This window comes from Pseudoalteromonas aliena SW19, assembly GCF_014905615.1.
Lineage (GTDB): Bacteria > Pseudomonadota > Gammaproteobacteria > Enterobacterales > Alteromonadaceae > Pseudoalteromonas > Pseudoalteromonas aliena.
Map to the genome: position 1 here is coordinate 134786 of NZ_AQGU01000017.1, position 25471 is coordinate 160256.

Genomic DNA, 25471 nt, shown 5'->3' on the forward strand with positions numbered 1-25471 from the left:
TTGATCATACGTATATTTAACGCTGAGTTATAAGAGCAAAAAATTGAACAACTCAAAAACCGCCCTGCTAAACAGAAAACAGTTACAACAATTAATCTTACAAAAATCAATAAAACACTTATGGCTTGCCAATCAAATTGGTGTGAGTGAAAAAACATTAACTCGATGGCTCAATGGATCGGTTTCCAGAATTAGGCTTAGTAACTTAACTAAACTTGCTCATGCTTTAAGCTGCACTAAAGAAGATTTAATTGCCCGCTCAGAAATAGATATTTATCCTAGTGAAGAAAACCGCGATATTTTAGTCAACGAGTTGCATAACGATGGGCTTTTATATGAACTAATGATGAGCAGTAAAATTAAACTCGCCATTTCTTTAATAAAATCGACATTTCATTCAACGTTACCCCGCGCTATTATCGCTAATTTTTATATTAAACTTGGTTACGCATCTCTTATTCATCGTCAATATAAAAATGCACTGCAATATTTTGAAAAAGGCTTTAATAAAGCGACAAGAGCGGATGATCTTTCGCTCGTTTTTTCTGCTAATTTAGGCTGTGCAATTACATTGTTTTTTTCGTGTGAGTTTAAAAAGTCACAATATTACTTAGCTATTTGCAGTAATTCATTACAATACGCTAACCAAGAGAAAGCGCATTACTACAGCACCTATTCGCTCTTTAATTTATATTCTGGTGATATAAACGCAGCGATCCAATCTGCTAATTTATGTTTAATCGAATGCGGGGAAAAAACAGACTCAATAGAAAAAAACCTATTTAAAGGAACAGCTTTACAGCTACTTGGGGCATGTTATTTATTAAAAGGTGATACTAAAGCCGCCTATACGTTTTGCGCCGAATCACTCAATGTCGCCAACCTTTCTGGGTATAACCGCTGCGTTGCGGTATCTAAGGGATACTTAGCGGCAATTCATTGTACAAATGAAAAACCCGCACTCGCAGAGCTACTTATTGAGCAGAGCATAGCCTTAGTAAGTGATGAAGACATTTCCCTGCCAAGTTTATTATGTATAGCACTCTATATTTATCGAAAAACGGCAAACACAACAAAATTTCTAGCCTGCCTAAGCACACTAAATGCGATGTGTAACACAACAAATGTCGTCAATACATTTGCTACATACCAACTTTACCTTATAGATATAGAGCAAAACAATACACTCGCCGCACGTTCAAAATTAACGCAGATTGAAAGCGCGCTAAACCAGCTTTCACTCCCTTTGTGGCTGGCATGGTTAACAAAACCTAATCTTTAATCCACCCAATACTCAAAATATAGCGGCAGCCTATTTCTATTTTCATAACGCGGTGCTCATTAATGTCGGGGCGAAAAAGCTTTACTCTGCGGGTGTTAATTATTGAATCCTTGCATATAAACTCACCTCCTTTTTTTGCGGGCTTTAACACTATATTTAACCTGAAGTGTTTACCTGCTTTTACTCTATCTGTATGCGGCTTTATTTCACTCCCTTGCGGGAATTTTATTAAGTAACCTGAGCTCTGGATAATAAATCTATCTCGAGCAGCTATTTTCAGCGCTAACTGCGTTGAATTTACTTGCAATAGGCCAGCTATTGACGCGTAAATTCGCCTTGTTTTCACTGAAAATCTCTGGCTAGAGAAAATAACTTTAAATATCATTGTTATTCAATGTGTTAGCAAATCTCTTAACCAAAGTTCAGGTTAAGTAAACATCAAACTTTATAGGCCACAAAGCACCACATAACAGCATTTTGTCGTAGCCTGTTTTTTGCCTGCCTCGTTGCCAGCGAAATAATTTATTAAACATAAAAGCTCGATTGTTAGGGTGTTTTGATCTTTCAGGATTAAAGTTAAATAACCTGAACTCTGGATAATAAACCTATCTCGAGCAGCTATTTTCAGCGCTAACTGCGTTGAATTTACTTGCAATAGGCCAGCTATTGACGCGTAAATTCGCCTTGTTTTCACTGAAAATCTCTGGCTAGAGAAAATAAATTTAAATATCACCATTATTCAATACGTTGGTAAATCTCTTAACCAAAGTTCAGGTTAAATAAACTCTTCTAAGCAGATTGGATTCAACAAATCCCATTAGGTATATTTTTAATAAACTAAGCGTTTAAATGCTACGTTAGGGCGCTAAATATATTTAGCGCCCTTTTTTATTGCCCGCTGCATTACGCTAGTTTTTATTTAATGCATAACAATGAGTTGCTATTTAACAGTAAATTATTAAAGAACAAATACATTACTGGTTCCGTTAAGATCGAGCACTCCAATACAACTGTCGCTTTCATCAGTAACCATCATACGATCACCCTCAGCCCAAAATGTTTCAGTGTAAATTTCTCCCTCGCCCAATGTAGCATAAGCATTTGTTAACACGGGCTCTCCCGTATTATTATTAATCCAATACAACTTAACGGAGGTGGTCATGGTGTTTGCAACTTGTAAATTAGGTGCACTGTTTGACGTTCTTGTATATGGTACAGCTAAATCACAACTCCCCAATTCTGCTGTAGCTTCTGGGATCACAACCGGTGGCGCTTCATTTTGTGCATTTTCAACCATCTTTTCGGTTACTTCAAACGCATTGTTTTCATCGTTTAATAATGCAATACCTAAGCAGCTACCTGCACCGTCCGTTAGCATAATACGATGGCCAATATCCCAATCATCCGCTGTATAACTTTCGCCTTGAGCTAAAGTTGCATATGATTCACCGGATCTTTCGCCCGTGTTTCTATTTAGCCAATATATATTAACAAGTTTGTCTGTTGGATTAGTAATAGAGAGATCAATTGCAGGTTTTTGAGAGTTGTAATAAGTCTGCGCTAAACTACATGTTCCTATCGTACCTTTTTCAGGCCAGTGCGGTAAATAAGGTTCAACGGCTGTTACTAGTGGCATTTGTTCAGGTGTCGTTACGTTACAGTCATCACCCGCACATGCACTAAAGTAAAGATCGATAATATCTGAACCAATAAAATCTGATGAAATAGCGATGAAGTATTTACCCGATTCAGGTGTTGTGATTACACATTTTTCTTCATTCGTGTTTTTTGTCACTGATAGGCAAGTAAACTCTGTATCAATTGCAGGATGAACCGCCGATCCTTTTTTCACCCAAAGATCAACATTTCCCGAGCCACCATTAGTCGCAAATGTAATAGATGGTAAGCTTGCAGGTACATCAACAGAAAATAGCCATCCACCACGGCCATTTATGTGTTGGTAATCGCCAAGCGTTAATACTTCTACACTGTCTTTATATTGATCAACCAAAGTTGTGGATAGCCATGTTGTAAATTCTATTTGATTATCTGTGGCAATGTTATTGAGCAAAATCTCAAAATCGTCCCACTGACCATCACGCATATAAACGAGCATTTGATAAACTAACTCTGGGTGCGTTTCAATCAAAAATGCAACACCAAGTTGTCCCCAAGAATACGCATCAGCATTACCTGCAAAAATATCCGCTAAGGTATAAGAGTCGCCACTGTTTGCTGTTGAAATACGTGTGTAATACTGATTATAAAAAGTGCTTAAATACTCGGCTAGCCCTTCAGTCCACCAATTTAACTTACTGTTATACCCACCCTCTTTATTATATCGACCATCTAATGCATGAACGTATTCATGTGCCAATGAACGAATAACCGATCGTCCGTTAGACCATTCTATGGCATCAAAGGTCCAAATATCAGAGCTATGCCACCAGTCAGTTGGCGATGTTTCAAAGTAAATACCACTGGTATTATTGGTATTTTCTAAATGTTTAGCCCACGAGGCATGGTTTGATAAACTAGATAAAATATGAATATTAGTAATTTCGTTTAAATCATTTTCAACTGCTTGCTGAAATTGAGGGGTAATACCTGAATGTAACACTTCATCAAATACCCTTTTTGTTTGTTTGATCACATTGCAGGTGTTTTCTAATTCGCTCATTGACATAGCTTGTGCTCGGATCCGAACAGGCTCTTCACACATTATGTTAGCGCTAAAGAGTTCTGTGGTAGCAAACATTGACGCATCAGCAGTGTCTCCACCATCATATGCGTCAATAAATATATGATACTTACCCGCTTTAGGTTTATCGATAATACACGCTTCGTTATTGTTATTCCCTTTGTAAGAAACACAATCAAATACCCCATCAGCACCTGGGCTAGCCTCTTGATTATATTTTACATACAGGTCAGGATCGCCCAGATCTTTATTGTCAATGCCACCAAATAAGCTCACAACTAAAGTTTCTGCATCTTCAGGTAAATCAACATAAAATGACCGCCCCTGTCCCTGTGATGTACTAATGTTTGTTTTAACAACACCGAGCTTTAGTGCTGGCTCTTGAGCATTAGTGAAATCAACTTCGGGAGTGCTTGGGGTAACACCTGTGGGAGTAGTCGGCTCTGGGAGTTTGCTTGATGAATCGCTCCCGCCGCAACCCGAAAGTACGCACAGCAGTGCGCTTGTTAAGGTCAATGTTCTAAAAAACATTTTGTTTTCCTTCTTAATTATTATTTTATTTTGATAGTAAATTTATTCGATTACTCATAGCTGCAAATATTAAAAGTTGAGTTTTAATAAAGAAAAGATCTGTCGTAACATGAGTTTGAAACCTAGTGAGCTAAGTAACGAAGAACAACATCTTTATAAAAACACGTTTAATAATGCATGTTTTGTATTCATATTTGGTTCGACTTCGTGCATTACATGCATCATTTTTATGATACTTAGCCAAAATGGATACTAGATTTGAATACAACGCTCATATTTGTAACACAAATATTAGTATAATGTAAATTGTATACAATATATTTAGCGGGTATTGACAAAAATAGTTAACCTGAACTCTGGTTAAGAGATTTACTACCGTATTGAATCATGGTGGTATTTAAATTTATTTTCTCTAGCCAGAGATTTTCAGTAAAAACAAGGCGAATTTACGCGTCAATAGCGGGCCTATTGCAAGTAAATTCAATGTAGTTAGCGCTGAAAATAGCTGCTCGAGATAGATTTATTATCCAGAGTTCAGGTTAGTTAATAGCTGCGATTTAAAAAGGCGGAAGTTATACATATTATTATTTTCATAAAAGTGAACTTTAAATACCTAACTCGCTCAAGTATTTGAAGCTCTATCTTTTATTGACACTTTAAGGTGTTATTTGAAAATAAATAATATCAATCTGCTTAAATATTAGATGATTTAGTTTGTGATATTGTTCAGTGACTTATGCTGATTAAGATAATGGGTTGGGGCTGGGGTTGTTCAAGTAAATCTTCTTTTACGTTGGCAGTAAAGTAAGCAAATATATTTACGTAGGAAAACTTATAAATTAAATAATTATTTCTTAAGTAATATAGAGCCAAAAGCGTTTAGGCCACTCTAAACGCTTTGCTGTACCAGCGTTGAAACAAACCTGCTTACTTCCAAGTTATTATACTTTCGAAGCCCTCACAATTTTGTACAACATCAGAAGCGTTTGAAATAAATACTTGCTGTGTTTTAGAAACTGGATAACTAAGGTACTCAGAACATTGGGCGCTTTGACCATTACCCACTACGACCTTAGTGCCTGGTTTCAATGTACATTTCACCAGCTTATCAAGCGGCGACCATTGATAACAAATTTCATAGTTTTCTCTATATTTAGCCGTACTACCTGTTGGAAGCTGAAATGACCACCACTGACCAAGCTGACTACGAGGGTTTGTGCTATTCCATGCTCGATACACTGTTACTTCATCCGTGCTTTGGTAGACTGCTCCTTGGCATAACCGACCCTTTAATGGCTCCCCGATTGCCTGAGAAAGAAGATCAGGATCTTGAACTAGTACGAATTGATCACCTAATTCACCCGTGATTTCTGTACTACCTAAACATGCTTGCGGCGGCACTTGCACTGCTACCTCAGGCTTATTAGCACACCCCTGAATAGCAACGATTAGTGCACCGATTAAAATCCTTTTCATATTACCCACCTATGTTTAATGTAAAATTATTAGCGATATATAGTCGTTTCCGCGCGGTTTTTAGTAGCGGATTTGCGTTTGAAGTAAAGCCAGAACACATCACTTTGCTCAATAACCAAACAGTTTAGACTAACATAGGTAAACATAGCATATATTTATTCAATCAGTGATTCTCATAGGTAACTCAATAAAATGGCCTATTAAACAACATAGCAGCGCTTATTAAGCTCTTAACCTAATTCTTTCTTCGTACCTATAAGCCTTCTCTCTATTTGATCTGTTGATACAGATATTAAAATGCTCTTCAAACATTAAAGTCATTCTCTAAAAGTATTTTAAATAAAAATCAAACACGACTTCCTCTATAAGGTATTTACCAAATATAAGACGATTAACTCCTATTTTCTGATACTTACCAATTCACCCACCAGCTCACAACGTAAATAAAATGTAAAAATAAAAATCAGTGGAATTATAAGGAAAAGCTAACAAAAACAACAGAAAGATACAAAACCAATGGTAACCATTTTCGACGATGTAACAAGCAAGTTATTTAATTGTAATAAAAGGATGTTAATTGAGAACTTTTTAGCAATAAACAGGAAGAATTTGTATTGCTTGTTACCTAGACTCACAAAACACCCAATCTAACAAGTACTGAGGTATGTAAAAAATTAAAACAGTCTAGGGCCTGTTGACCTTTCAGGATTAAAGTTTATTCAATCTAGGGGCAATTTAATCGCGGCGTGAGGTTTGTAACCTAGTGGGCTAAGTAAAAACCGAGCAACGAAGAGTTAATTGTCCCTAGGCAGAACCCAAGGGCAGCGCATGTTTGGCATTTATGCTGGGTTATCGCCTATTTATGGGGAATAACCACACACCATAGGCTCTGCCTTGCTTAAATACCAAACAGTCTGCTGTAAATTTAACCTCGAAAGATAAACAGGCCCCTGGCAATCAATACAATCGATAACAAGGAAAAGGTAAGGATAAAAATGAAAAATCATAAAATTATACCGATGTGTTTATTGACCATTTTTTCAGGCGTTTTATCCGCTGAGGCGGCTGACCAGTCAAAATCTTTCACATCAAAAAGCATATCGTCAAAAAAAGTAAGCAAGCATCTTATTCATAATAATGTGCATGATACAGCAATTAATCATACCGACCATAATTGTGGAACAGATGATAATGGTCAAAATTGGAAACAACTCCAACGAGAGTTCTCTGAGCATGTAAAAGCTGAGAAACATAAAAACTCTGGTTTTCGGTTAAGTGCAAATGAAAGTTCGTTACTAACCCCTGCTGCTGATGGCAGCATTGCCGTAGATGGGCGTTATTATATACCCGTTGTCTTTCACGTATATGGTGATGAATATAACTGTAGTGACGCAACTGCTAAGTGTTTAACCGATGCAAAAATTGCACAAGCTTTAAAATTTGTGAATGAAGATTTTCAAGGTTTGAATACCGAAGATGGTCCTATTGCATCACAATTCCAAGCGATACGTAAAAATCATAATGTTGAATTTGTCTTAGCTAAAAAAACCCCAAATGGTTCGCCATCTACAGGCATAGTTAGGCATCAACGAGAGCAAGCTGGCTTTGGTCAAAATAGCAATGAGAGCGCTGAAATCCAAGATCTGATTTCGGCCGATTCTTGGGATAATTTCAAATATATGAACGTATATCTCATGCATGATTTATACGCAGATGGTGGCACTAATAGCTCAGGGATCGCGTGGTATCCTGAGCTATCAATGTCAAATGCAGGTACTGCTCGAGTGGTCTATAACGGGCATTTTACAGGCGCTAATACAAATCATAATCAACGCTCTATTTTAACCCATGAGTTCGGTCATTGGTTGAATTTAATACATACATTTGAAGGTAAAACATGTTCAGTTACTAACCAAGCTTTCTGTAAAATTACTGGTGATAGAAGTTGTGATACTCCACAAATGTCTTTACCTGAACCAATGCAAAACAATGCAAAAAATTGTTTAGGTGAAGCCACTAACACTGAAAACTTTATGCATTACAGTGATAACTATGCCATGTTCACACAAGAGCAGGTAGAGCGTATGACTGCGGCATTGCATCACCCCGCACGTTCAACCCTTTGGTCTAACGATAATTTAATTGCTACAGGGTTAAGCGAATATACCAGTAATTCAGATCACCCATGGGATGGTGTTACAGGTGTTGATGGAGAAGCCGAAGGAACAGTTTTAGAAACATTTACTGATATTGCAGCGAATCAAGGCGAGGTTGACACGTTTGAAATCAATTTACCCGAAGGTGCTACAAACGTTTTATTCTATTTAAATGGCTATACCCAAGACCCTGATCTTTACGTATCGAGCGGTGTAGCACCTACCGCACCATTAGATGAAAATGGTAACGTAGATAACAATGGTACATGGGTTAAAGATTATTTTTCTTTTAATGGCAGGGGTGAAGCTGAATCGGTAACGATAGGTAATCCGAATACAGCCCTACCTTACTTTGCCTCAGTGCACGCTTTTTCTGGCTATGACAATGCCACCTTAAAAGTGATTCAAGTTGAAGATCCATTTTTATCTGAAGGAATGAAAAGGTATACACTTTTTGAACAAAATGCACTTTGGGCTATTAGTGCAGGAAAAGTATACGACTTTCAATTTAAAGTACCTGCTGATGCTAAAAAAGTAGTCATTGTTGTTCCAGGAAAATACGAAGGACCCAAACAAGCCAGTGGCAAACCAGTTTATAGTGGTGATTTAGATATATATATCAACCAAAATAAACCCGTCGCTTTAGGCGCAGAAGAGGAAGACTATGATTGTCGTCCTTTTAGTGCAAAAGCCATAGCAGAATATTGTGAGTTTTCCGAAGGTGGTATTTTTAATGTACTAGTGAACCCTTTTGCATCGTACACCCAAGGTACAATTAAGGTTTATTATGAAACCAGCAACACAGGTAATCAATTACCTTTTGCCCATACAAATGGTGTAAAGCATTACGAAGCAGTTGGTCATGGTATTGCGTTTAGTAGCAATAATTCAAATGATCCAGATGGTAGCATTGTTAGCTATTTTTGGAACTTTGGTGACGGTAATACAAGTACAAGTAAAAACCCGATTTATACTTATAATGCAGTTGGCGAGTATGATGTTTCCTTAACAGTGACCGACAACCTTGGTGCTGAAGGCACATCAAATGCCAAAGCATTTATTACTCTTAACTCCCCCAATGATGTTGATTTATGTGACGATTGCACACGATTTTACTTAAACGATGAAATTAATTTATCAGCCATTAAAGGTGATGAACTAAAAACATATCAATTTGAAGTACCTGATGCAGCGTCATTAGTCACTTTTGAGTTAGTAAGTCATTATAATGGTGATCCTGATATATACATCAGTCAAAATAAAGCTGTTTCTTTAGAGGAATCTGACTGTAGTCCATTTGCTTCTCCCGACCAAACAGAGCTATGCCAGTTTACTAGTGGTGGCATTTACAATGTGATAATCGACCCATTTCTTGATTATGACTCACTAAGATTTAGAGCCTATTACGATATACGTGATGACGCCGACCATTCAGCACCTAATCGTCTCCCTGTATCTATTCCTGGCGATAATTACACCGGACGAGTAAATAATGCAATTACTCTAAATGGGCTGCAATCAACCGATGAAGACGGCAGTATTGTGCAATACCTTTGGGATTTTGGTAGCGGTATAACTAAAACAGGTGTTACTGCTAGCCATATCTATCAACACGCGGGGGCTTACACTGTAATTTTAACAGTTACAGATAACCAAGGCGCCACTCATTCAAGTACGACTCAAGTAAACATTTTGCCAATCGGCGATTTTGATGGCGATGGTGATGTCGATAGTGACGATATTCAAAGTTTAGTCTCCGCAATTAATAATAATGAACCATTAAACTCAACGTTTGATATAAATGGTGACGGCGTTATTAATTTTGACGACACTGTCGCTTTGCGTGAGCTATGTTCATACGAGCAATGTTCCAATATTAAACCACCGCCGCAACCACCTGTTGCAGTATCTTCAGCTAATAAAACCACTGTTTTTGTTAATACCCAAATACAGTTCGATAGCAGTAACTCAACAGATAAATATGGACGAATTGTAAGTTATGCATGGGATTTTGGCGATGGAAACAGCAGTGATTTTGCCAACCCTCGCCATCAATATACACAGCTTGGTGTTTATGATGTTGTATTAACTGTCACTGATAATGATGATATGGCGGCAACAAGCACTTTGACAATGAGCGTTAATCATCAACCGTTAGTTGATGAGTGTAGTATTACTGCTGCTAATAATAACGGTGACTTAGCACCTTCGGTTGCTAAATGTGTAGGCACTAAAAAAGGGTTTACATTTAATAACATGAATAGAGACGGTCATAAAACAGTCGCTATTTCAATGATTAATGCCCCTGAAGACTCGTTGATTTATTTTGGCGATGGTAATTGGCCAAAAATAAATTTAGGCGAATATACTGCCGTTTCAACAGCGCAAGGTGATCAACAATGTATCTTCTATACAATTCCTGAAAATGCCAATTATTGGGGTTATATCACACTAACCGGCGCGCCAGCAGGCGCAACGATTGTATTTGATTATGATGTTGCCTCGTGTCGACCTACTACACAAGAGCTGCCTAACCAAGCACCTACCGCTGTTGCTAATGTTGAAAATGGCGAAGTAAATACCTTTATACAATTTAGCAGTGCGGGATCAAATGACGTAGACGGAGAAATCGTTAGCTACACATGGGACTTTGGTGATAACACAAACAGCACACTTGCTAACCCAGTACATCAATACAGTACTGTAGGCACTTATAATGTGACATTAACGGTAACTGATAATGAAGGCTTAGCATCTAGCATTGCAACTGACGTAATTATTAGTCCGATTGTTGATGATGGCACTAGTTTGAATCCATTGCATGACGCGTGTGCCATTGATGGCGCAACGACTACTCCACGTACATTAACTCCTGGCAAGGCTGGCTGTATAGGCACTAAAAGAATATTCGCTTTTAGTGAATTAAAAAGAAATCACACAACAGTCGCCATTACGTTAATTAATGCATCAACAGATTCATCTATTTATTTTAAAGATGGTGGTTGGCCTAAAATCGCGACTGGTAATTACAATGTAGTTTCAAGCGCACAAGATCAACAACAGTGTGCGTTCTACACGATCCCTACAAATGCAAATGACTGGGATTATATCGAATTATCAGGTAACCCAGAAGGGGCAACCATTGTTGTTGATTATGATGTCGCGTCATGTAGACCACTTGCTCAATAACTCATTTGTGGCTCTATAACAATTTAACTTATAGAGCCTTTTAGGATGAGTGTTAGTTACACAATACGAGATTTATATAATGAAAAAAAGTTTAGTAATTCACGTAAATAGGATAATTACAATGAATATAAAAAAAAGTGTATCTTTAATTGTACTTGCGTTAACAACTAGCTCTGTATATGCAAATACCGATCGAGATGTTTCATACTCACCAAAGAATTTAAATCAACAAGATGTTCAACATATTCGAACAACAAATAACTACGTTCCTCAAGCATTAACCAAAAGTGTAAAAAGCGATAATAGAGAGTTAGCTCTGTCGCTCGTTCAACCTTCATTATCAAAAACTACAGCCAGTAAGTCATTAATGGCAGCAGTTGATAACAACGAGTGTAGTAGTTCGGTCTTTACCTCATTAACTGGTACCGCATTTCTACAAGCCTTGAGAGATAACGGAAAAAAGTGCATAGATACGTTATTTAATGATCGCCCTGAAACCCTTGAATTAGGCGCATATTCAGATGCGAATCTCACTACAGTTATCAACGAAATTAAATTCCAAATAAGCACTTATGATGGTACTGATCCTGATGGCTACCTCAGTGCTATGTTTTATTGGCTAAGAGCCTATGCATATTATGACAATCGCCGCTTTGTTTCACCTGCAAGCCAACAGTTAATGGAAGAAGCAGTAAATGCTTTATACATTAATAGCCATTTTTTTGATAAAACAGTAGAGCATGCATTGGTGGTAAGAAGTGCTATGGGGATCTTCAAAAATGCCCAAATTGCGGGTCGCTTTATGCATATTTTAAAAGGTGTACTGAGCCGCTACGATGAATCTTATGAAGACACCAGTAATTGGGGTGCGGCAGCATCACCATTATTTTGGGATACACTGAAAGCTTGTGCTAGTGATGCAACATGCCGTGCTCAAGAGCATAATGTCGCATTAATTAACTTAATCACAGGCTTTATAAATAACAATCTTAACTGGTTAAAAAAACCAGATAACGACTATCATTTATTTAATTTAGGGTACCAACTTGTTGAGTTACACCGAGGTGAAAATGATGCACATTTTCCTGCTATGGAATCAACATTAAAAGCAAGAATAAATAATATTCTTGATACCTCTGGCCCGCTTAAAACAGATAATGCACGTACACTGTATATGGCCGTATTTGAATCAATTGGTTATAACAGAGTATGTACTACCTACAATATGTGTGATAAAAAAGCAGACCTTATTACGTCCGTATTAAACGACCGGATGGTTTGTCCTTCAGGAACATTATCTATTTGGGCGCAAGACATGACCCAAGCACAATTAGCATGGACATGTAATTCTTTGGAAGCACATGAAAGCCACTTTCACACCACATTACAAACCAACGAAATTCCCGTCACACCTGACGATAACGACAAACTCCAAATGGTTATTTTTAATGATAAAAAAGAGTGGGTTACCTACGGCGGAGCATTATTTAATGCCAATACTAACAATGGTGGTACATACCTAGAAGGCGACCCGAGTAATGGAGTACCTGAAGCCACATTTTATGCTTATGAACATGTTAGTGAACGCCCTATTTTTGATGTATGGAATTTACGCCATGAATATATTCATTATTTAGAAGGACGCTTTATTTCCAAAGGCAGCTTTAGAGACAGCGACAGTGCTGGCCGTACAGTATGGTTTGGTGAAGGTATTGCTGAATATATTTCATTACGAGATTGTAATGAGGGTGCAATAGCCGAGGCAAGAAAAGGCGATTATGATTTAAGCACTATTTTTAAAAATGAGTATGGGGTAGGTCAAACACGTATTTATGATTGGGGCTATTTATCAAACCGCTATATGTTTGAAAGAGAAAATGCGAACTTCTTCTCAATGTTAAACTTATTCAAACAAGGAAACTTTCAAGACTATCGTACACAATTAGTTGACTCTTGGGTAAACAATAAAAGCTTTGATAACGACTTTTCAAATTGGTTAACAACTGTAGAATCAACTGGCTGCACCGTTGATAACACGCGTCCGCCATCACCTGTTGAACCCATTAACATTGATGATATTCAAGGCAATGAACAACCAGGGATTAATGCTTGTGCATTAGGACGTCCGCCAGAAGAACATGAAATTCCAGCTGGCAAGGCAGTTTGTTTAGCCGATACAAATAACAACAGAAACTTGCAATTAGCATTTAATGCCAAGCAAGGTCTGGTCAATGTGACGCTAGAAATCACTTTACGCCATGGCAGTGGTAATGCCGATTTAGTACACCGTTGGGATAAACGCCCTAGATCAAATGAGTATGATAATGTCTCAAATGGCCCTACAAATAACGAAACCATACTAGTTGAAAATGTAAAACCGGGTTGGAATTATATTAATGTGGGTGCCAACAGTGAGTTTTCAGGCACTACTTTATTAGCCCGTTATATACAAAATGACGTGACTGTGGATGATAATGTCCTTGAAAATGGTGTAGCGAAGCTTGTTTCAGGCGTTACTCGCGGTGAAACAATTTACACAATGACCGTCCCTGCAGGGGCAAGTAACTTGAGCTTTAAAACCAGTGGAGGTTCTGGTGACGTAGACATGCACGTTAAATTTGCCAGTGAGCCGACCAAATCGAACTATGATTGTCGACCATGGAAAGTAGGCAGTACTGAAGCGTGTAATATTACCAATGCGCAAGCGGGCACCTACTTCATTATGCTATTAGGGCATAACAACTTCACAGATGTTAACTTAATTGGAAGCTACACACCTTAACTATAAAGTAATAAAACTATTTGAGAAAATGCTCAATTAAAAGCCCTTAATATTTAAGGGCTTTTTTATTAAAACTTGTTTAACTTTAATTTGGATTAGGTAGAAAATTTATTTTGACCAAAAAACTACTCACTTAAGCAATAACGTACGTTTTACGTTATTAAATTAAACTAGACAGCCGCTCTAATTGAGCAAACAAAACTACAACACTAAATTTACTTTTTTGGCTAAGCGCTCATCTCTTCTGGTATTGTTATTCACAAAGCACTCATTAAATAAGCCATTATCACTATTAAACCTAAATTACATTCATGAAATGACGGCATAATCGCAGTTTTAATTTTGACTGAGTAGTTTAAGTTTTATGCGAGTAGCTTTTCGCAGTTGCTGATACTCGCTCGCCGTTTTCAATTTAGATTTTCACAGTAATTTGCTTGTGAAGATGACCGGCGTACGCAACGTGATATTCAGTGATAGTGCTATGTAATTACTATGTATTAACCAAACTTGCTTGACGCTTTCTCGCAGTAGCCATATGGCAGCCTGCTTTTTTTGCACAAAATAAAAACGAGTACTTAGTTCAAAAAGTGAAAATATTAGAATGGATGTCTAGTTTACTCATCTGCTTTGAAAAGTAAGGGTTCACCGCTGTTAAAATTTACGGTGGAAAGTAAGCTTTAGCGCTTGCTGTCCACCTCAGGGCGTGTTGTTATGTGGTTTTTTCTGCGTTACGAAATTTCATAGCAACAACAGTTGAAACACCAAAAACAACACAATAAATAATGCCCAAATATATATTGATAACAACAAAAGACATGATTGAAAAACAAAACGTTATTAAAGCAACTGCAGCCCAAATAGTAGCGACATTAAAGAATTTTTTTTCATGATGCTCATCTTTAAATATACGTACTGAATAGATTGATAAAGCTAATATCCCCAAAACCTGAGGAATGTATTCAAATATCATCGTGAGACTCTCCTTTTCACCTAACGAGCCTGTAGATTAACTCGTTTTTTATTTGTTTTTATTGATAAACAAACCATAGCTGAGTTCCTATTTTGGTTCAATCTATTACTGTACTTTTACGCAGCATATAAAGAAGTGTTTGATATTGTTTTAATTGACGTTTTGGAAGAGGTTACAGGTGTCTGAGTGGCTTATTTGAGGTTAAAAGGACTTCTTCTCTTAATGGCATCGTGTTTTGCACTTTTTCTATATTATGAACAAGGCAATACAGTTGCCGCAGCGTAAGCTAAAGGCATTCACTTTCGTTTGTCCGCGTAAGGTTAATTTACTCATGCCTTTGTTGACGGTAATATTGCGCTTTTTATTTAAAGGAAAGCAAGCTCAAAACAGCCGAGTTGTTTGCCATTCTTTAATAAACAGCTGTCGTCGCCCTATTGGGCTGTCTATTTTTACTTTCATCTTGTCTACATTACTCAGCTTTTTGCATAATTAATTATTTATAACAACGCACTCTTCATTCTGTTTTTGTTGACTTTTTTCGTAACAATTAGGATGGGTGTCATCCTAATTGTTTTTAAGGGTGGGTGTCATGTTTATTTGTTTTTGATGCATTTGTTATATTTTTTACCTGAAAACAACGCAACACATCCTATAACTTCCACTTTTACGTCAGTAAAGTGTTTATTTAACGATAACAGCAACGAGTCTAGATCATCGTTGTTATTACTAAATATTCCTTTCTTATTGTAAACACCCATCAATTTTTTAGCGAAAAAGTTTAGTTTTGTACCCTTGCCAAAAATTGTACTACCAAACAATACCCCACCATCGTTCAGATGTTCTTTTAGATGCTGAAACGTAATACCCTTATCAATTAAATTTCCAGGCAAACAGTGAAGCAAATAATTAACACTAATTGAGTCAAATTTATCGACATTTAACTCAAGAGGCTCAAGTACATCCCCGCAGTAAACTTCTGGTTGGAAATGATTTATTGCTTTTGAAGTTGTATCAAGACTATTTTGATTCAAATCTAGCAAAGCGATACGTTTTGTTGATTGAGGTAGATAATTCTTGAGGTAATAACCTGAGCCAACACCAACATCTAAATGATTAGATGAAACTAACATTGAAAATTGCTCGCTAATAAATCTAGTTGGGCATTTCCAAAAATAGTTATTTGAGACTCCTAAAACCCAGAAATCGTATATTGAGAGTACTTTCTTCGAGTAGACAGCTTGTCCAGCAACTGTGGGTTCTTTATTCATTTTTAATTTCATATAGTTATAAATTATCAGCCTTCAATTTATACTAAAAAATAGAGATAGCAAATCTTACCAGAAAGAAAAAAGGGGTCAAATCACTTGCTTCATGACATAAGTAGACTACCTTCAAAGGGGTATTATTAAAAAAAGTAGTTCACAATGCCAAGGCCACAACGAATTGAGTACGAACATGCTTTTTATCATGTTATGAACCGTGGGCGCGGACGGCAAAATACCTTTCATGACGAATTATACTTTCAAGCCTTTTTAACAACATTGGGTGAAGCACAAGCGCGCTTTGATTGCGTTATTCATGCGTATTGCCTTATGACGAACCACTATCATTTGTTGATTGAAACACCCAAAGCGAATTTAGGCCGTGTTATGCGCCATATTAATGGGGTTTATACTCAGCGATATAATAAGTTGAAGCATACCGATGGGCCATTATTTCGTGGGAGGTATAAAGCGATATTGGTCGAAAAAAATGAGTATCTGCTGCAATTAAGCCGCTATATCCATCGTAATCCTATTGATATGACTATGCCGCTGGTGGATGACTTAGCGCACTATCCTTGGTCGAGCTACCCTGCTTATATCGGGAAAGTAAAGCCACCAGAATGGCTTACGCGCGACTTTACTTATCAAATACAGGGTCATCGTCACAAGTTTAAGCAGTACAAAGCTTATGTATTACGAGGTAGCAGTGATGGACTCACTGACTTTTACGACAAAGGTAATATTGCATCGGTTTTGGGTAGTGATGGTTTTAAACGTTGGCTGAAAAACACTCAGTTAATGAATAGCCCCGAGCCTAAGGTTTTACAGCAACTAAAACCGGATATCTCAATGAATGAGGTGGTCATGGCGGTTGCTGATTATTATGCTTGCCCGCTATCTAAAATTACCAGTGTGCTTAAAGGGCCAAGCAAAGGATTTGAAGGACGTAAAGTTGCCATGTATTTTTGCCAAGAGGTTTTGGCTGAAAAGTTAAGTAATATTGCAGAGTATTTTAACCTTGGTCATAGTGGCTCTGTGAGTTTTATTACTCATCAAATAAGGAAAAAGCGCAGAGAAGATAAGCAATTTTCAAAACAATTAGATGCTATTTTTGACAGTATCATGAAGGAGCTGATTTAACGCTTTGTTTTATTGTATATTTTTTGTATTTCTATTACCACAGGAATGAATTTAGCTAATAACATCGCATTTGATAATCATTCAATATCTTTCGCTTTTATTGCCTGTTAGGCATAAAATATCAAACTTATATAGGCTAAACACAAAAGGCGCGGGTGTAATTTTATGAAAAAAGGTACTTATTTAAGAAACAAATTGAGAATGTTACTATTAGCGAGTTTAACTTTGGCATCAACACCTAGTTGGGCGAAAGTGTATGTACAGGCTTCTGCTGGTAGCTTTAACGATACAGCTATTACTCAGTTGTTTTTAAATGAGCCATCATTGAAGGATGAGCTGGTATTTGCAGGTTCTCCGACGAACGCATTCCAGCTGGCTGCTCAGCAAAACGCGTTGGCATTTAGCGCTGTGGAAAACTCAACCATTGAAGGGCGCTTAGTTAAAGCAACGGTTGAGGCGCTTGAGCAGTATAAAATTCGCAAGGTCATTGCTGTTATCACAATACCGATTGAGATGTGTGTTCTGATGAATAAAGACGAGCTTGAAAGTAATCAGACAATCACTCAGTTGGCATCTCACCCCGCAGCGCTAAAGCAAATTAATAAATGGAAAAAGAATAAGGCTATTATAGAGTTAGAAGTACCTAAAGGTACAGCTGCTGCTGCAAAAATGGTGTCGAAAAAGCAATTGTTGACCGGCACAGCCGCGATAGGATCTTGTTCTTTAGCGTCTACTTTTACTAATCTCAGTGTCGTTGAAAAGGGTATTCAAGATAACAAGGATAACAAAACGACGTTTCTGTTGATGCAAATTGAAAAGCGAACAGCAAAAATTAGTACCGCTAAAGCTAAAGAGGAGCTTAAGCTAGCGATTACCTCAAAATAGAAGGCTAGTTATTATATTTGGGGCGGCTACATTGTATTGTAATGGTCCCAATATACACCTATTAAGCCATGTTAGGTAAGAAGAAAAGATAAAGAGAAAAGATAAAGAAAGATAAAGGGGTCAAGATAAAGGGGTCAGGTTCGTTGCTTCACAACACTACTCATATGCCAATACCTGAACAATCATGACAAAGTATTATGAAGCAAGTGATCTGACCCTGACGAATCCCCACAATTTGATACTATAAATCAATAAAGTAGCTTAAAAAACAGTTGAAGTGCACAGCCAATTTTGATCTTATATGTTTTTTCCGACCAAAGAAATTACAGAGTAAATCGACTATGCACTTGGGTAAATTATTACATAAAACTTTTTCTAACACAGCGGGTATTATTGATAAGCGTAACCACTGCACATTAATGAAAGCTGTAGAAACACTCTGCCAACATAAGTTCTTATCCATTGCTGCTTTAGGGCGAAAATTAAAGAGCAACGCGAAGGTTAAACACAATATTAAACGAATAGATAGGTTATTTGGCAACCCTCGCGTCCTGCATTCTCGCTACCATTATTACCAAGAAATTACTCGCCGCGTTATAGGTCAAATTAGACGCCCATGCGTGACGATTGATTGGTCAGGGTTAACACCTTGTGGCGAGTTTCATTTATTACGAGCAGCAGTGCCAGTTAAAGGTCGAGCAATGACAATCTATGAGCAAAGCTTTCGTGAATGTGAATACATGAAGCAAAGCGTGCATAAGGATTTCCTCAAAACACTTAAATCAATATTACCTTCTGATTGCAAGCCGATCATCGTTACCGATGCAGGATTTCGTAACCCTTGGTTTAAATTAGTGCTTAAATTTGGTTGGGATTTTTTAGGCAGAGTGAGGCATCAAACACAATATCAAAAGCCAGAAGATGATACGTGTTGGTCACCAGTAAAAACACTTTATTCTAAAGCGACAGCAAAACCCGCTTATCTATTTGAAACACAACTCGCTAAAGCCAATTCATTGAGTGGTCACTTTTACTTGTTTAAATCAAAGCCTAAACAAAGAAAAAAGAAAAATCTTCGAGGAAAAACGATTCGCTGCAGCGTAAGCTTGAAACATGCTAAAGGCGCCACGGAGCCATGGTTATTATTTACCTCACTGTGCAATATTAATTATTCAGCGCAAGATATGGTTAAAATTTACAGCCAGCGAATGCAGATAGAAGAGTCCTTTCGAGACTTAAAAAACACGAGTAATGGTTTGAACTTACGTCATTGTCGTAGCTATGAAAAAGGCCGCTTGAATATCGCATTATTGATTGCATTAATTGCTAATTTTATCCTTTGGCTAGCAGGTTTAACGGCAAAAATATTGAATGTGCATAGAAGCTTTCAGGCGAATACGATAAAGGATAGAAACGTGCTGTCTAGCTTTAGTTTGGGGACGCAATACTTCGAAAAATTTGGTTATAAAATAAAACTGAAAACTTTTTTAGAAGCACTCAAGCAATTAAATAAGGATTGCCGTGAGTGCTTGTAGCTCATTAGCAATTGTGGGGATCCCTCAGGATCTGACCCCTTTTTTTTCTATATATTCAAGGTTTACTTCGCTGTTAAACCCACTGTCTGCGGTGAATTTAATCGTGTGCTCGTCTTTGGGTTTGTCAGTGTTTAATTTATCGAGCTGTTGTTTTAATTGCTTAACAGCTGGCTGTAGAGTTTGTTGCTCACCCACTGAGCCCCACGCTTGTGCTTGCAGGATGATTTGGTGTTTATCGTCATTAATCGCGATGCCGTTGTAGCCTTGAATTGTCCCTTTTGACGTGGTCATTTTCGCACTATCTGGATCAGTGATATTACTTTTAACAGGCTTGCCTTTACTGCCTATTTTTTCTTTGTGAGTGGCTAAGAACTCGGTAATTTTACCTACACTTTTATCTAGCTTTTCTTTTTGTTTTAAATCCTGAGTTATCAATTCTTCGCCCAGCCCATCTTGTGATTGGTGGCGTTCAATAATACGTTTGCTTGCGCGTTCTAGTTTTGCTTTTTTGCGACCTAACTCATCGAATGTGCCACTCCACTCTTTACTCGCATTGGACTTTAATTTACACCCATCAATGGCAAACATGTTACGGCCTATCAAGCCTTCTTCATCACATATCATCAGCACTTGCGTAAAAAGCGGCTCAATCTGTTCATGCATTTTAGCCACAAAACCCGCTATAGATGTGTAATGCGGCTGGATATCACCCGACACACTCATAAATAAAATATTATGCTCGCAAGCCTTTGCAATCCGACGGCTACTGATCAAACCATGTGCATAGCCCAGTAAAATAATCTTTAGCATTACCGAAGGTGGATACGCCGCCGCGCCCGTTTTGTCATTGTTGTACCACGCGTCAAATCCCGATAAATCGAGTTTATTTTCGACAATATAACAAAGGGCATACTCAAAAGTGCCAGGCAGAATTTGCTCAGCGAAATTGATAGGAATGAATTTATTTTGACAGGATAAGTCAGGCTTGTAGTTAGCCATAACAGTTTACCGTGGGTGAATAATATCTATTAGATCACAGCGAACGGATGGGTTCAAGGTTAAAAAGTAATCAATTTGAAATAGTAGAATACGTTCCTAAAAAGAGTAATTCTACAGCCTCAACGCCCATTTAAGGGGCTGATAATAGTTTGCTAAAATTGTGTAGCGAAGCGAAACCGAGCAAACTGTTAGCAGTCCCGCTTTAAATTCTTGTTAGATTTTGTTTGCTTCATAATCTGAAATCAACTCATCTATCGGTTTACGCTGAAGAAGTCTCTGTTGCCAACTGAGATAAGTGGTTTCTGTAATAAGTGCATCAAAATTTTTAGGTGCGCTTACAATTTTTAATGTTCTTAAGCCTTTACTTTTGTGCTTACTTGGAATGTTGTTTTTTAAGCAATGAATTAAGTGATGAAATTCATCTTTACTGTAAACATAACTGTAAACACCCATTGGTGGGACAGTTATTTTACGGTGAAACCCAATTTCAAAGTAACCTGTGTCGTGACTACGAACAGAGATACCTTGTAATAAGTTTCCTTTATAAACATTCCATTCTTTATCTGACGTGCAATATTTTCTTTTTACGTTTATTTTCCAGCAAACGAAAAAGATAATACCGAATATAAATAAGTTAACCATACACCAAGGCTCGAATAGAAATCTAACGCCGCCATAATTTGCCGCCTGAAGCGCAGCGTAAGGCGGTCAAATTGATGGCTTTGTTAAATGCTCTTACGGACAATTTTAATTACCATTGGGTCTTGCGCATCCATAAACATAAAACATCTACCAAATAGTGCCTTTTTACCGAATTCATCAAATACATTAGAGCCTAGTGGAGTTATAAGAACCTCATCTGTTGCTAGTGCCCGCTGGTGATTTTGATCAATTAATTCCCAATATTTTTTTACATGCTGCTCTAAGACCACATTCACGGCTGGATGATTGTATTGAACCAATATATTTCCATCATCCATATTCATTGGGTTCATGTCTGGATGATAATGGTAAATCTGATGAAGCACCTCTTTTGTATATTTTTGAGCATCATCATCAGACAAATCGTCACTAAGAATCACACAAGTCCCGTTTTTTAGAACAGCTATATCTCTCTTGCTACCCGTGTAATATTTCACCCTATCTATTATATCTTCAATCGACTGCGCTATTTCTGGCTTCCAGTCAGGAACTGGAGGGAACACCTTTTTCGGTTCCTTCTTCTTTTTGAATTTATCGAAAATGCTCATTTATGCTCCTAGCATTTAACGCTTTGCTAAGCGGCAATAAAATTGTTGGCTAAAATAGCGAGGAACGAGCAAAAGCCAACTGTTTTTTGTCCGTTTAAGCAACTTGTGTACGCCCGACATGGGCATTGACTTATGAGGTGAAAGTCCTCTGTAGGAAGATCACCGTTTAAATAACACACTGTTATTAAACGATAACTACTAGCGAATGGCAAGGGCTAAATCGTGAGAGATAGTCAGGAGGAAGCCGCTAGCAAATCTGCGAGCTGATGAACAAAAACATCATATGAGGCGTAGGCTGGAGACGAGCTAGCACAAGATAGCGAAGTCATGTGATCTAACGGCCACCGTAAATGATGCAGTTGTGCAGAGAAAGTCAATGCACCTTATTCGGGGAGATCTGATAAACACGCGTCCGCGCTAACGCTTGGAGATTACCAGTTAGGGACTGGTTGTTCAACCCTTGGCGCTTTGGTTGCTGCGACCTACAGCGAGCGAAATAGCAGTAAACAAGCGTTAGTTTAGACGCGCTTTATCGAGTAATCGCTAGAGTGATCTATCAGAAGTCAGCAGATGGCATAGTAGCCAAACGCCCATCGTAATGGAGGGGACACGGTGAAGGCCTGAACATCTTAACCAGAGGAGACACTACAAATGAACTTGAATTCACATAGATCACCGTGTTGTGATAGTGATGAACAGCGTTCTGCTGTGAATAATACCTCGAATGAATATAACCAAACAGATCATGACCTGATGGCAAGAGTACTAAGCAACCACAATATTGGCGTAGCATGGCAACATGTTAAGCGCAATAAAGGGGCTGCGGGTATTGATAATATGAGTATTGAAGAGTTTAATCACTTCGCTAAGTTACATTGGTTAGGTATTAAACAACAATTACTTAACGGCACTTATCAACCCTTGCCAGTCAAACGCGTGATGATACCCAAACCTGATGGCGGTGAGCGAATGCTTGGGATCCCTGCTGTTATCGACAGAGTGATCCAACAAGCCATTGCTCAAGTGATTAGCCCTTATTTTGAGCCTCAATTTTCACCACATAGTTATGGTTATCGCCCTCATAAAAGAGCCAGTCAAGCAGTGAACCATGTTCAATCTTGTGTTAAACAAGGTTATAAAACAGCGGTTGATATCGACTTGTCTAAGTTCTTTGATGAAGTAGACCACGACATGCTGATGAATCGTGTTGGTCGTAAAATCAAAGACAAAGCACTCATGCGCCTACTTGGTAAATACCTCCGAGCGGGAGTAGCAGAGCGCGAAACAGGTCTGTGGTTTGAGTCAACCAAAGGCGTCCCTCAAGGTGGGCCATTATCCCCTTTACTTTCCAATATTTTACTCGATGAATTAGATAAGAAGCTAACCTACAAACGCCTTAAGTTTGCACGTTACGCTGATGACATAATCATTTTAGTAAAAACGAAAAGCGAAGGGCTAATAATCCAACGGGAAATTACTGCGTTCATCACTAAGCGATTAAAGCTCAAAGTGAACGAATCGAAAAGTCGAGTCGGTCCAGTAACAGGCTCGAAATTTCTCGGGTTTACCTTTCGTTACGGTCAAGTGCAAATTCACGAACAGGCGCTAAAGAAATTTAAAGCAAATGTAAGAGAACTCACTAACCGCAACTGGGGGATCTCAATGACCCTACAAATTCATAAACTCACACAGTATTTACTGTGGCTGGGGACACTACTACCTAATAGCCAACGCTTATCAACTAACAGTGGATTTAGATCATTGGATCCGCCGTAGGATAAGGATGTGCTACTGGCGGCAGTGGCGAAAACCTCGTACCAAAGTACGCAGTTTAATGAAATTGGGTGTTAGCGAGCGACTCGCCATAGCCTGTGGTATCACCAGTAAAGGCCCTTGTAGAAGCTCAAAAACAAAAGGAATTAACATTGCGCTAGGCACTAACTACTTAGCGTCACAAGGGTTAGTGTCATTGAGAGATATTTGGATCAATATTCATTACGGGAGATGAACCGCCCATTGCGGACCCGCATGATGGGTGGTGTGGGGGCTGGAGGTTAGAGACCTCCGGCTACCCGATTAGTTTTCGTTATACCAATTTTCCCAAATTTTAGGAGCGGGGTATTTCAATTTATATGCTTGAATATCGTCTTTACTTGCGTACTTTAAATAAACGCCAAAATAATCGATTAGATACTCTTCACCTGTTCCCATTCGCCAAAATATATTGCTAGGTTCATATTCAGGGAATTTTTCCCAAGGAGGTAAAGGAGGATTCGCTTTGAGTTCACTTTCAAACCTTTGCTGAAGCATGGCTTCCCAATCCTTTTTGTGCTTTAGATAGGCTTCCCAATCTTCAGCCGAAACTCCTTCAGGTGCTCCTATTTCATTAGAAGCCATAGTTGTCCCTGCAATCATAAACAAACTTAAAAATATAAAACGAATCATCATAAGAAAACTAACGCCGTTTTAAGCGGCAAATTGCAGTTGGCTAAAATAAGTGAGGCACGAACAAAAAGCCAACTGTAATTTGTCCGACTTGAAAACCCTTGTTAGCTTTCGCTATCGCGATTTTCTACAGCGGCTTTAGCTTTATCAGGTAAATCAGAATAAAAACTCTCAATTTCTTTTGGCTCGGTAATCATTTTATTAGCAATAAAATTTATTAGTTCGAATAATTTTACAACTCTTTCAGGCTCCTCCTGGAGATTAATTTCTCCCGGATGAACTGCATTATTTCCTGTAATACGCAAAGCATCTAATGACTTTTGCACGAGAGAGTTTAAACCTTTTGAAACTAGATTTTTAATGTCCTGATTTATATTATCCCCTTTCTCTCCGAGCTGTTTACATAATTTTTGAAGAGCTAACCTTAATAATGCAGCAGAGGATCTTGGTGAGTCGGACAATATTCTCGCAGCCTCCAAATAATCAGCTTGAATGTCGGCGTCCAGATCCACATTAGGAGCCGATACTGTAACCTTTTTGGGATGAACAATGTTTTCTTCAAACCAAATGATGTGTTGATCACACCTTTGACATTTAGAAATAACCCATGTACTTGATAGAGCTTCGTCAAATCTTGAGTTTTGATCAACAACACTCTGCCAAGGAAATTGGTTATTTGTAGCCAAGTGAGAATAAAATTGTTTTGCGTACACATTACAATGAGGACAATGAAATTCGCCTTGTCCGTAAATTGGAGGAAAGTACCCTTGATGACTCATAGAAATCCTTTAAGAAAGCTAACATTTTAGTATTTATGCAACACGCAGTTTGTGTTGCATAATCGCTTGTTGGACTGAGGCGCTAC

Annotated in this window: 16 protein-coding genes and 3 pseudogenes; 8 read left to right on the forward strand and 11 right to left on the reverse strand. The window is 38.1% G+C overall.

Features of this window, described 5'->3' with window-relative positions:
* Positions 1 to 43: 43 nt before the first annotated feature.
* Positions 44 to 1282, forward strand: a complete 1239-nt coding sequence (locus tag PALI_RS00780; RefSeq protein ID WP_193154460.1) for a helix-turn-helix domain-containing protein — start codon at positions 44 to 46, stop codon at positions 1280 to 1282.
* Here PALI_RS00780 and PALI_RS19980 read toward each other — a convergent pair.
* The 3 genes and pseudogenes from PALI_RS19980 to PALI_RS00790 form a co-directional block, all read right to left on the reverse strand.
* Positions 1272 to 1517 (reverse strand): annotated as a pseudogene (locus PALI_RS19980) (2OG-Fe(II) oxygenase); the annotation flags it as partial. The gene PALI_RS00780 and the pseudogene PALI_RS19980 sit on opposite strands and share 11 nt — an antisense overlap.
* Before the next feature lie 723 nt (positions 1518 to 2240).
* A complete protein-coding gene (locus PALI_RS00785; protein WP_193154461.1) occupies positions 2241 to 4514 on the reverse strand; it encodes a collagenase in 2274 nt (757 codons plus the stop codon).
* 927 nt (positions 4515 to 5441) lie between these two features.
* Entirely contained in the window at positions 5442 to 5990 is a 549-nt protein-coding gene (locus PALI_RS00790) for a hypothetical protein (protein ID WP_193154462.1), read from the reverse strand.
* A 995-nt stretch (positions 5991 to 6985) separates the two neighbouring features.
* Between PALI_RS00790 and PALI_RS00795 the strand changes: the two genes are divergently transcribed.
* Positions 6986 to 11335, forward strand: a complete 4350-nt coding sequence (locus PALI_RS00795) for a PKD domain-containing protein (RefSeq protein ID WP_193154463.1) — start codon at positions 6986 to 6988, stop codon at positions 11333 to 11335.
* Positions 11336 to 11456: 121 nt separating this feature from the next.
* Positions 11457 to 14117, forward strand: coding sequence for a M9 family metallopeptidase (locus PALI_RS00800; RefSeq protein WP_193154464.1), 2661 nt, complete (start codon positions 11457 to 11459; stop codon positions 14115 to 14117).
* A 709-nt stretch (positions 14118 to 14826) separates the two neighbouring features.
* On the opposite strand, the gene PALI_RS00805 is transcribed toward PALI_RS00800, so the two are convergent.
* From PALI_RS00805 to PALI_RS00810, 3 genes and pseudogenes are all read right to left on the reverse strand, one after another.
* Positions 14827 to 15087: a hypothetical protein gene (locus PALI_RS00805; protein WP_182701699.1), complete on the reverse strand. Its 261-nt coding sequence runs from the start codon at positions 15085 to 15087 to the stop codon at positions 14827 to 14829.
* 172 nt (positions 15088 to 15259) lie between these two features.
* Positions 15260 to 15570, reverse strand: a pseudogene (locus tag PALI_RS20385) (hypothetical protein); the annotation flags it as partial.
* Positions 15571 to 15680: 110 nt separating this feature from the next.
* The gene (locus PALI_RS00810; RefSeq protein ID WP_193154465.1) at positions 15681 to 16355 is read right to left on the reverse strand and encodes a class I SAM-dependent methyltransferase; all 675 of its coding nucleotides are present in this window, start codon (positions 16353 to 16355) and stop codon (positions 15681 to 15683) included.
* Positions 16356 to 16511: 156 nt separating this feature from the next.
* On the opposite strand from PALI_RS00810, the gene PALI_RS00815 reads away from it, so the two are divergent.
* The 3 genes from PALI_RS00815 to PALI_RS00825 all read left to right on the forward strand — a co-directional run bounded on the left by PALI_RS00815 (position 16512) and on the right by PALI_RS00825 (position 19912).
* The gene (locus tag PALI_RS00815; protein WP_193154466.1) at positions 16512 to 17492 is read left to right on the forward strand and encodes a transposase; all 981 of its coding nucleotides are present in this window, start codon (positions 16512 to 16514) and stop codon (positions 17490 to 17492) included.
* Between the two features lie 165 nt (positions 17493 to 17657).
* Positions 17658 to 18377 carry a prephenate dehydratase domain-containing protein gene (locus tag PALI_RS00820; protein ID WP_193154467.1) on the forward strand — a complete coding sequence of 240 codons (720 nt, stop codon included), beginning with the start codon at positions 17658 to 17660 and terminating at the stop codon, positions 18375 to 18377.
* A 341-nt stretch (positions 18378 to 18718) separates the two neighbouring features.
* Entirely contained in the window at positions 18719 to 19912 is a 1194-nt protein-coding gene (locus PALI_RS00825) for an IS4 family transposase (RefSeq protein ID WP_193154469.1), read from the forward strand.
* Positions 19913 to 19948: 36 nt separating this feature from the next.
* Here the strand turns inward: PALI_RS00825 and PALI_RS00830 are convergent.
* The 3 genes and pseudogenes from PALI_RS00830 to PALI_RS00840 all read right to left on the reverse strand — a co-directional run.
* Positions 19949 to 20911, reverse strand: a pseudogene (locus PALI_RS00830) (transposase); the annotation flags it as partial.
* A 213-nt stretch (positions 20912 to 21124) separates the two neighbouring features.
* Positions 21125 to 21553, reverse strand: a complete 429-nt coding sequence (locus PALI_RS00835) for a hypothetical protein (RefSeq protein WP_077535792.1) — start codon at positions 21551 to 21553, stop codon at positions 21125 to 21127.
* Positions 21554 to 21636: 83 nt separating this feature from the next.
* Positions 21637 to 22161 (reverse strand): hypothetical protein, encoded by a 525-nt coding sequence (locus PALI_RS00840; RefSeq protein ID WP_077537448.1) that lies wholly within the window; start codon positions 22159 to 22161, stop codon positions 21637 to 21639.
* Between the two features lie 651 nt (positions 22162 to 22812).
* Between PALI_RS00840 and ltrA the strand changes: the two genes are divergently transcribed.
* Together ltrA and PALI_RS00850 are read left to right on the forward strand one after the other, a co-directional pair.
* Positions 22813 to 23937 (forward strand): group II intron reverse transcriptase/maturase, encoded by a 1125-nt coding sequence (ltrA, locus tag PALI_RS00845; RefSeq protein WP_193154470.1) that lies wholly within the window; start codon positions 22813 to 22815, stop codon positions 23935 to 23937.
* Complete coding sequence (locus tag PALI_RS00850; protein ID WP_264299757.1) at positions 23909 to 24169, forward strand: group II intron maturase-specific domain-containing protein; 261 nt, start codon at positions 23909 to 23911, stop codon at positions 24167 to 24169. Before ltrA ends, PALI_RS00850 begins: the two co-directional genes overlap by 29 nt.
* A gap of 68 nt (positions 24170 to 24237) precedes the next feature.
* Here PALI_RS00850 and PALI_RS00855 read toward each other — a convergent pair whose 3' ends face one another.
* Both PALI_RS00855 and PALI_RS00860 read right to left on the reverse strand, forming a co-directional pair.
* Positions 24238 to 24609 carry a hypothetical protein gene (locus PALI_RS00855; protein WP_058558386.1) on the reverse strand — a complete coding sequence of 124 codons (372 nt, stop codon included), beginning with the start codon at positions 24607 to 24609 and terminating at the stop codon, positions 24238 to 24240.
* A gap of 101 nt (positions 24610 to 24710) precedes the next feature.
* Positions 24711 to 25385 (reverse strand): DUF4145 domain-containing protein, encoded by a 675-nt coding sequence (locus PALI_RS00860; protein WP_193154472.1) that lies wholly within the window; start codon positions 25383 to 25385, stop codon positions 24711 to 24713.
* Positions 25386 to 25471: the final 86 nt, after the last annotated feature.

Coding starts and splice junctions, on each gene's coding strand:
- PALI_RS00785 (WP_193154461.1), bottom strand. CDS start 4,514: ATGTTTTTTAGAACATTGACCTTAACAAGCGCACTGCTGTGCGTACTT.
- PALI_RS00790 (WP_193154462.1), bottom strand. CDS start 5,990: ATGAAAAGGATTTTAATCGGTGCACTAATCGTTGCTATTCAGGGGTGT.
- PALI_RS00795 (WP_193154463.1), top strand. CDS start 6,986: ATGAAAAATCATAAAATTATACCGATGTGTTTATTGACCATTTTTTCA.
- PALI_RS00800 (WP_193154464.1), top strand. CDS start 11,457: ATGAATATAAAAAAAAGTGTATCTTTAATTGTACTTGCGTTAACAACT.
- PALI_RS00805 (WP_182701699.1), bottom strand. CDS start 15,087: ATGATATTTGAATACATTCCTCAGGTTTTGGGGATATTAGCTTTATCA.
- PALI_RS00810 (WP_193154465.1), bottom strand. CDS start 16,355: ATGAATAAAGAACCCACAGTTGCTGGACAAGCTGTCTACTCGAAGAAA.
- PALI_RS00815 (WP_193154466.1), top strand. CDS start 16,512: ATGCCAAGGCCACAACGAATTGAGTACGAACATGCTTTTTATCATGTT.
- PALI_RS00820 (WP_193154467.1), top strand. CDS start 17,658: ATGAAAAAAGGTACTTATTTAAGAAACAAATTGAGAATGTTACTATTA.
- PALI_RS00825 (WP_193154469.1), top strand. CDS start 18,719: ATGCACTTGGGTAAATTATTACATAAAACTTTTTCTAACACAGCGGGT.
- PALI_RS00835 (WP_077535792.1), bottom strand. CDS start 21,553: ATGGTTAACTTATTTATATTCGGTATTATCTTTTTCGTTTGCTGGAAA.
- PALI_RS00840 (WP_077537448.1), bottom strand. CDS start 22,161: ATGAGCATTTTCGATAAATTCAAAAAGAAGAAGGAACCGAAAAAGGTG.
- ltrA (WP_193154470.1), top strand. CDS start 22,813: ATGAACTTGAATTCACATAGATCACCGTGTTGTGATAGTGATGAACAG.
- PALI_RS00855 (WP_058558386.1), bottom strand. CDS start 24,609: ATGATGATTCGTTTTATATTTTTAAGTTTGTTTATGATTGCAGGGACA.
- PALI_RS00860 (WP_193154472.1), bottom strand. CDS start 25,385: ATGAGTCATCAAGGGTACTTTCCTCCAATTTACGGACAAGGCGAATTT.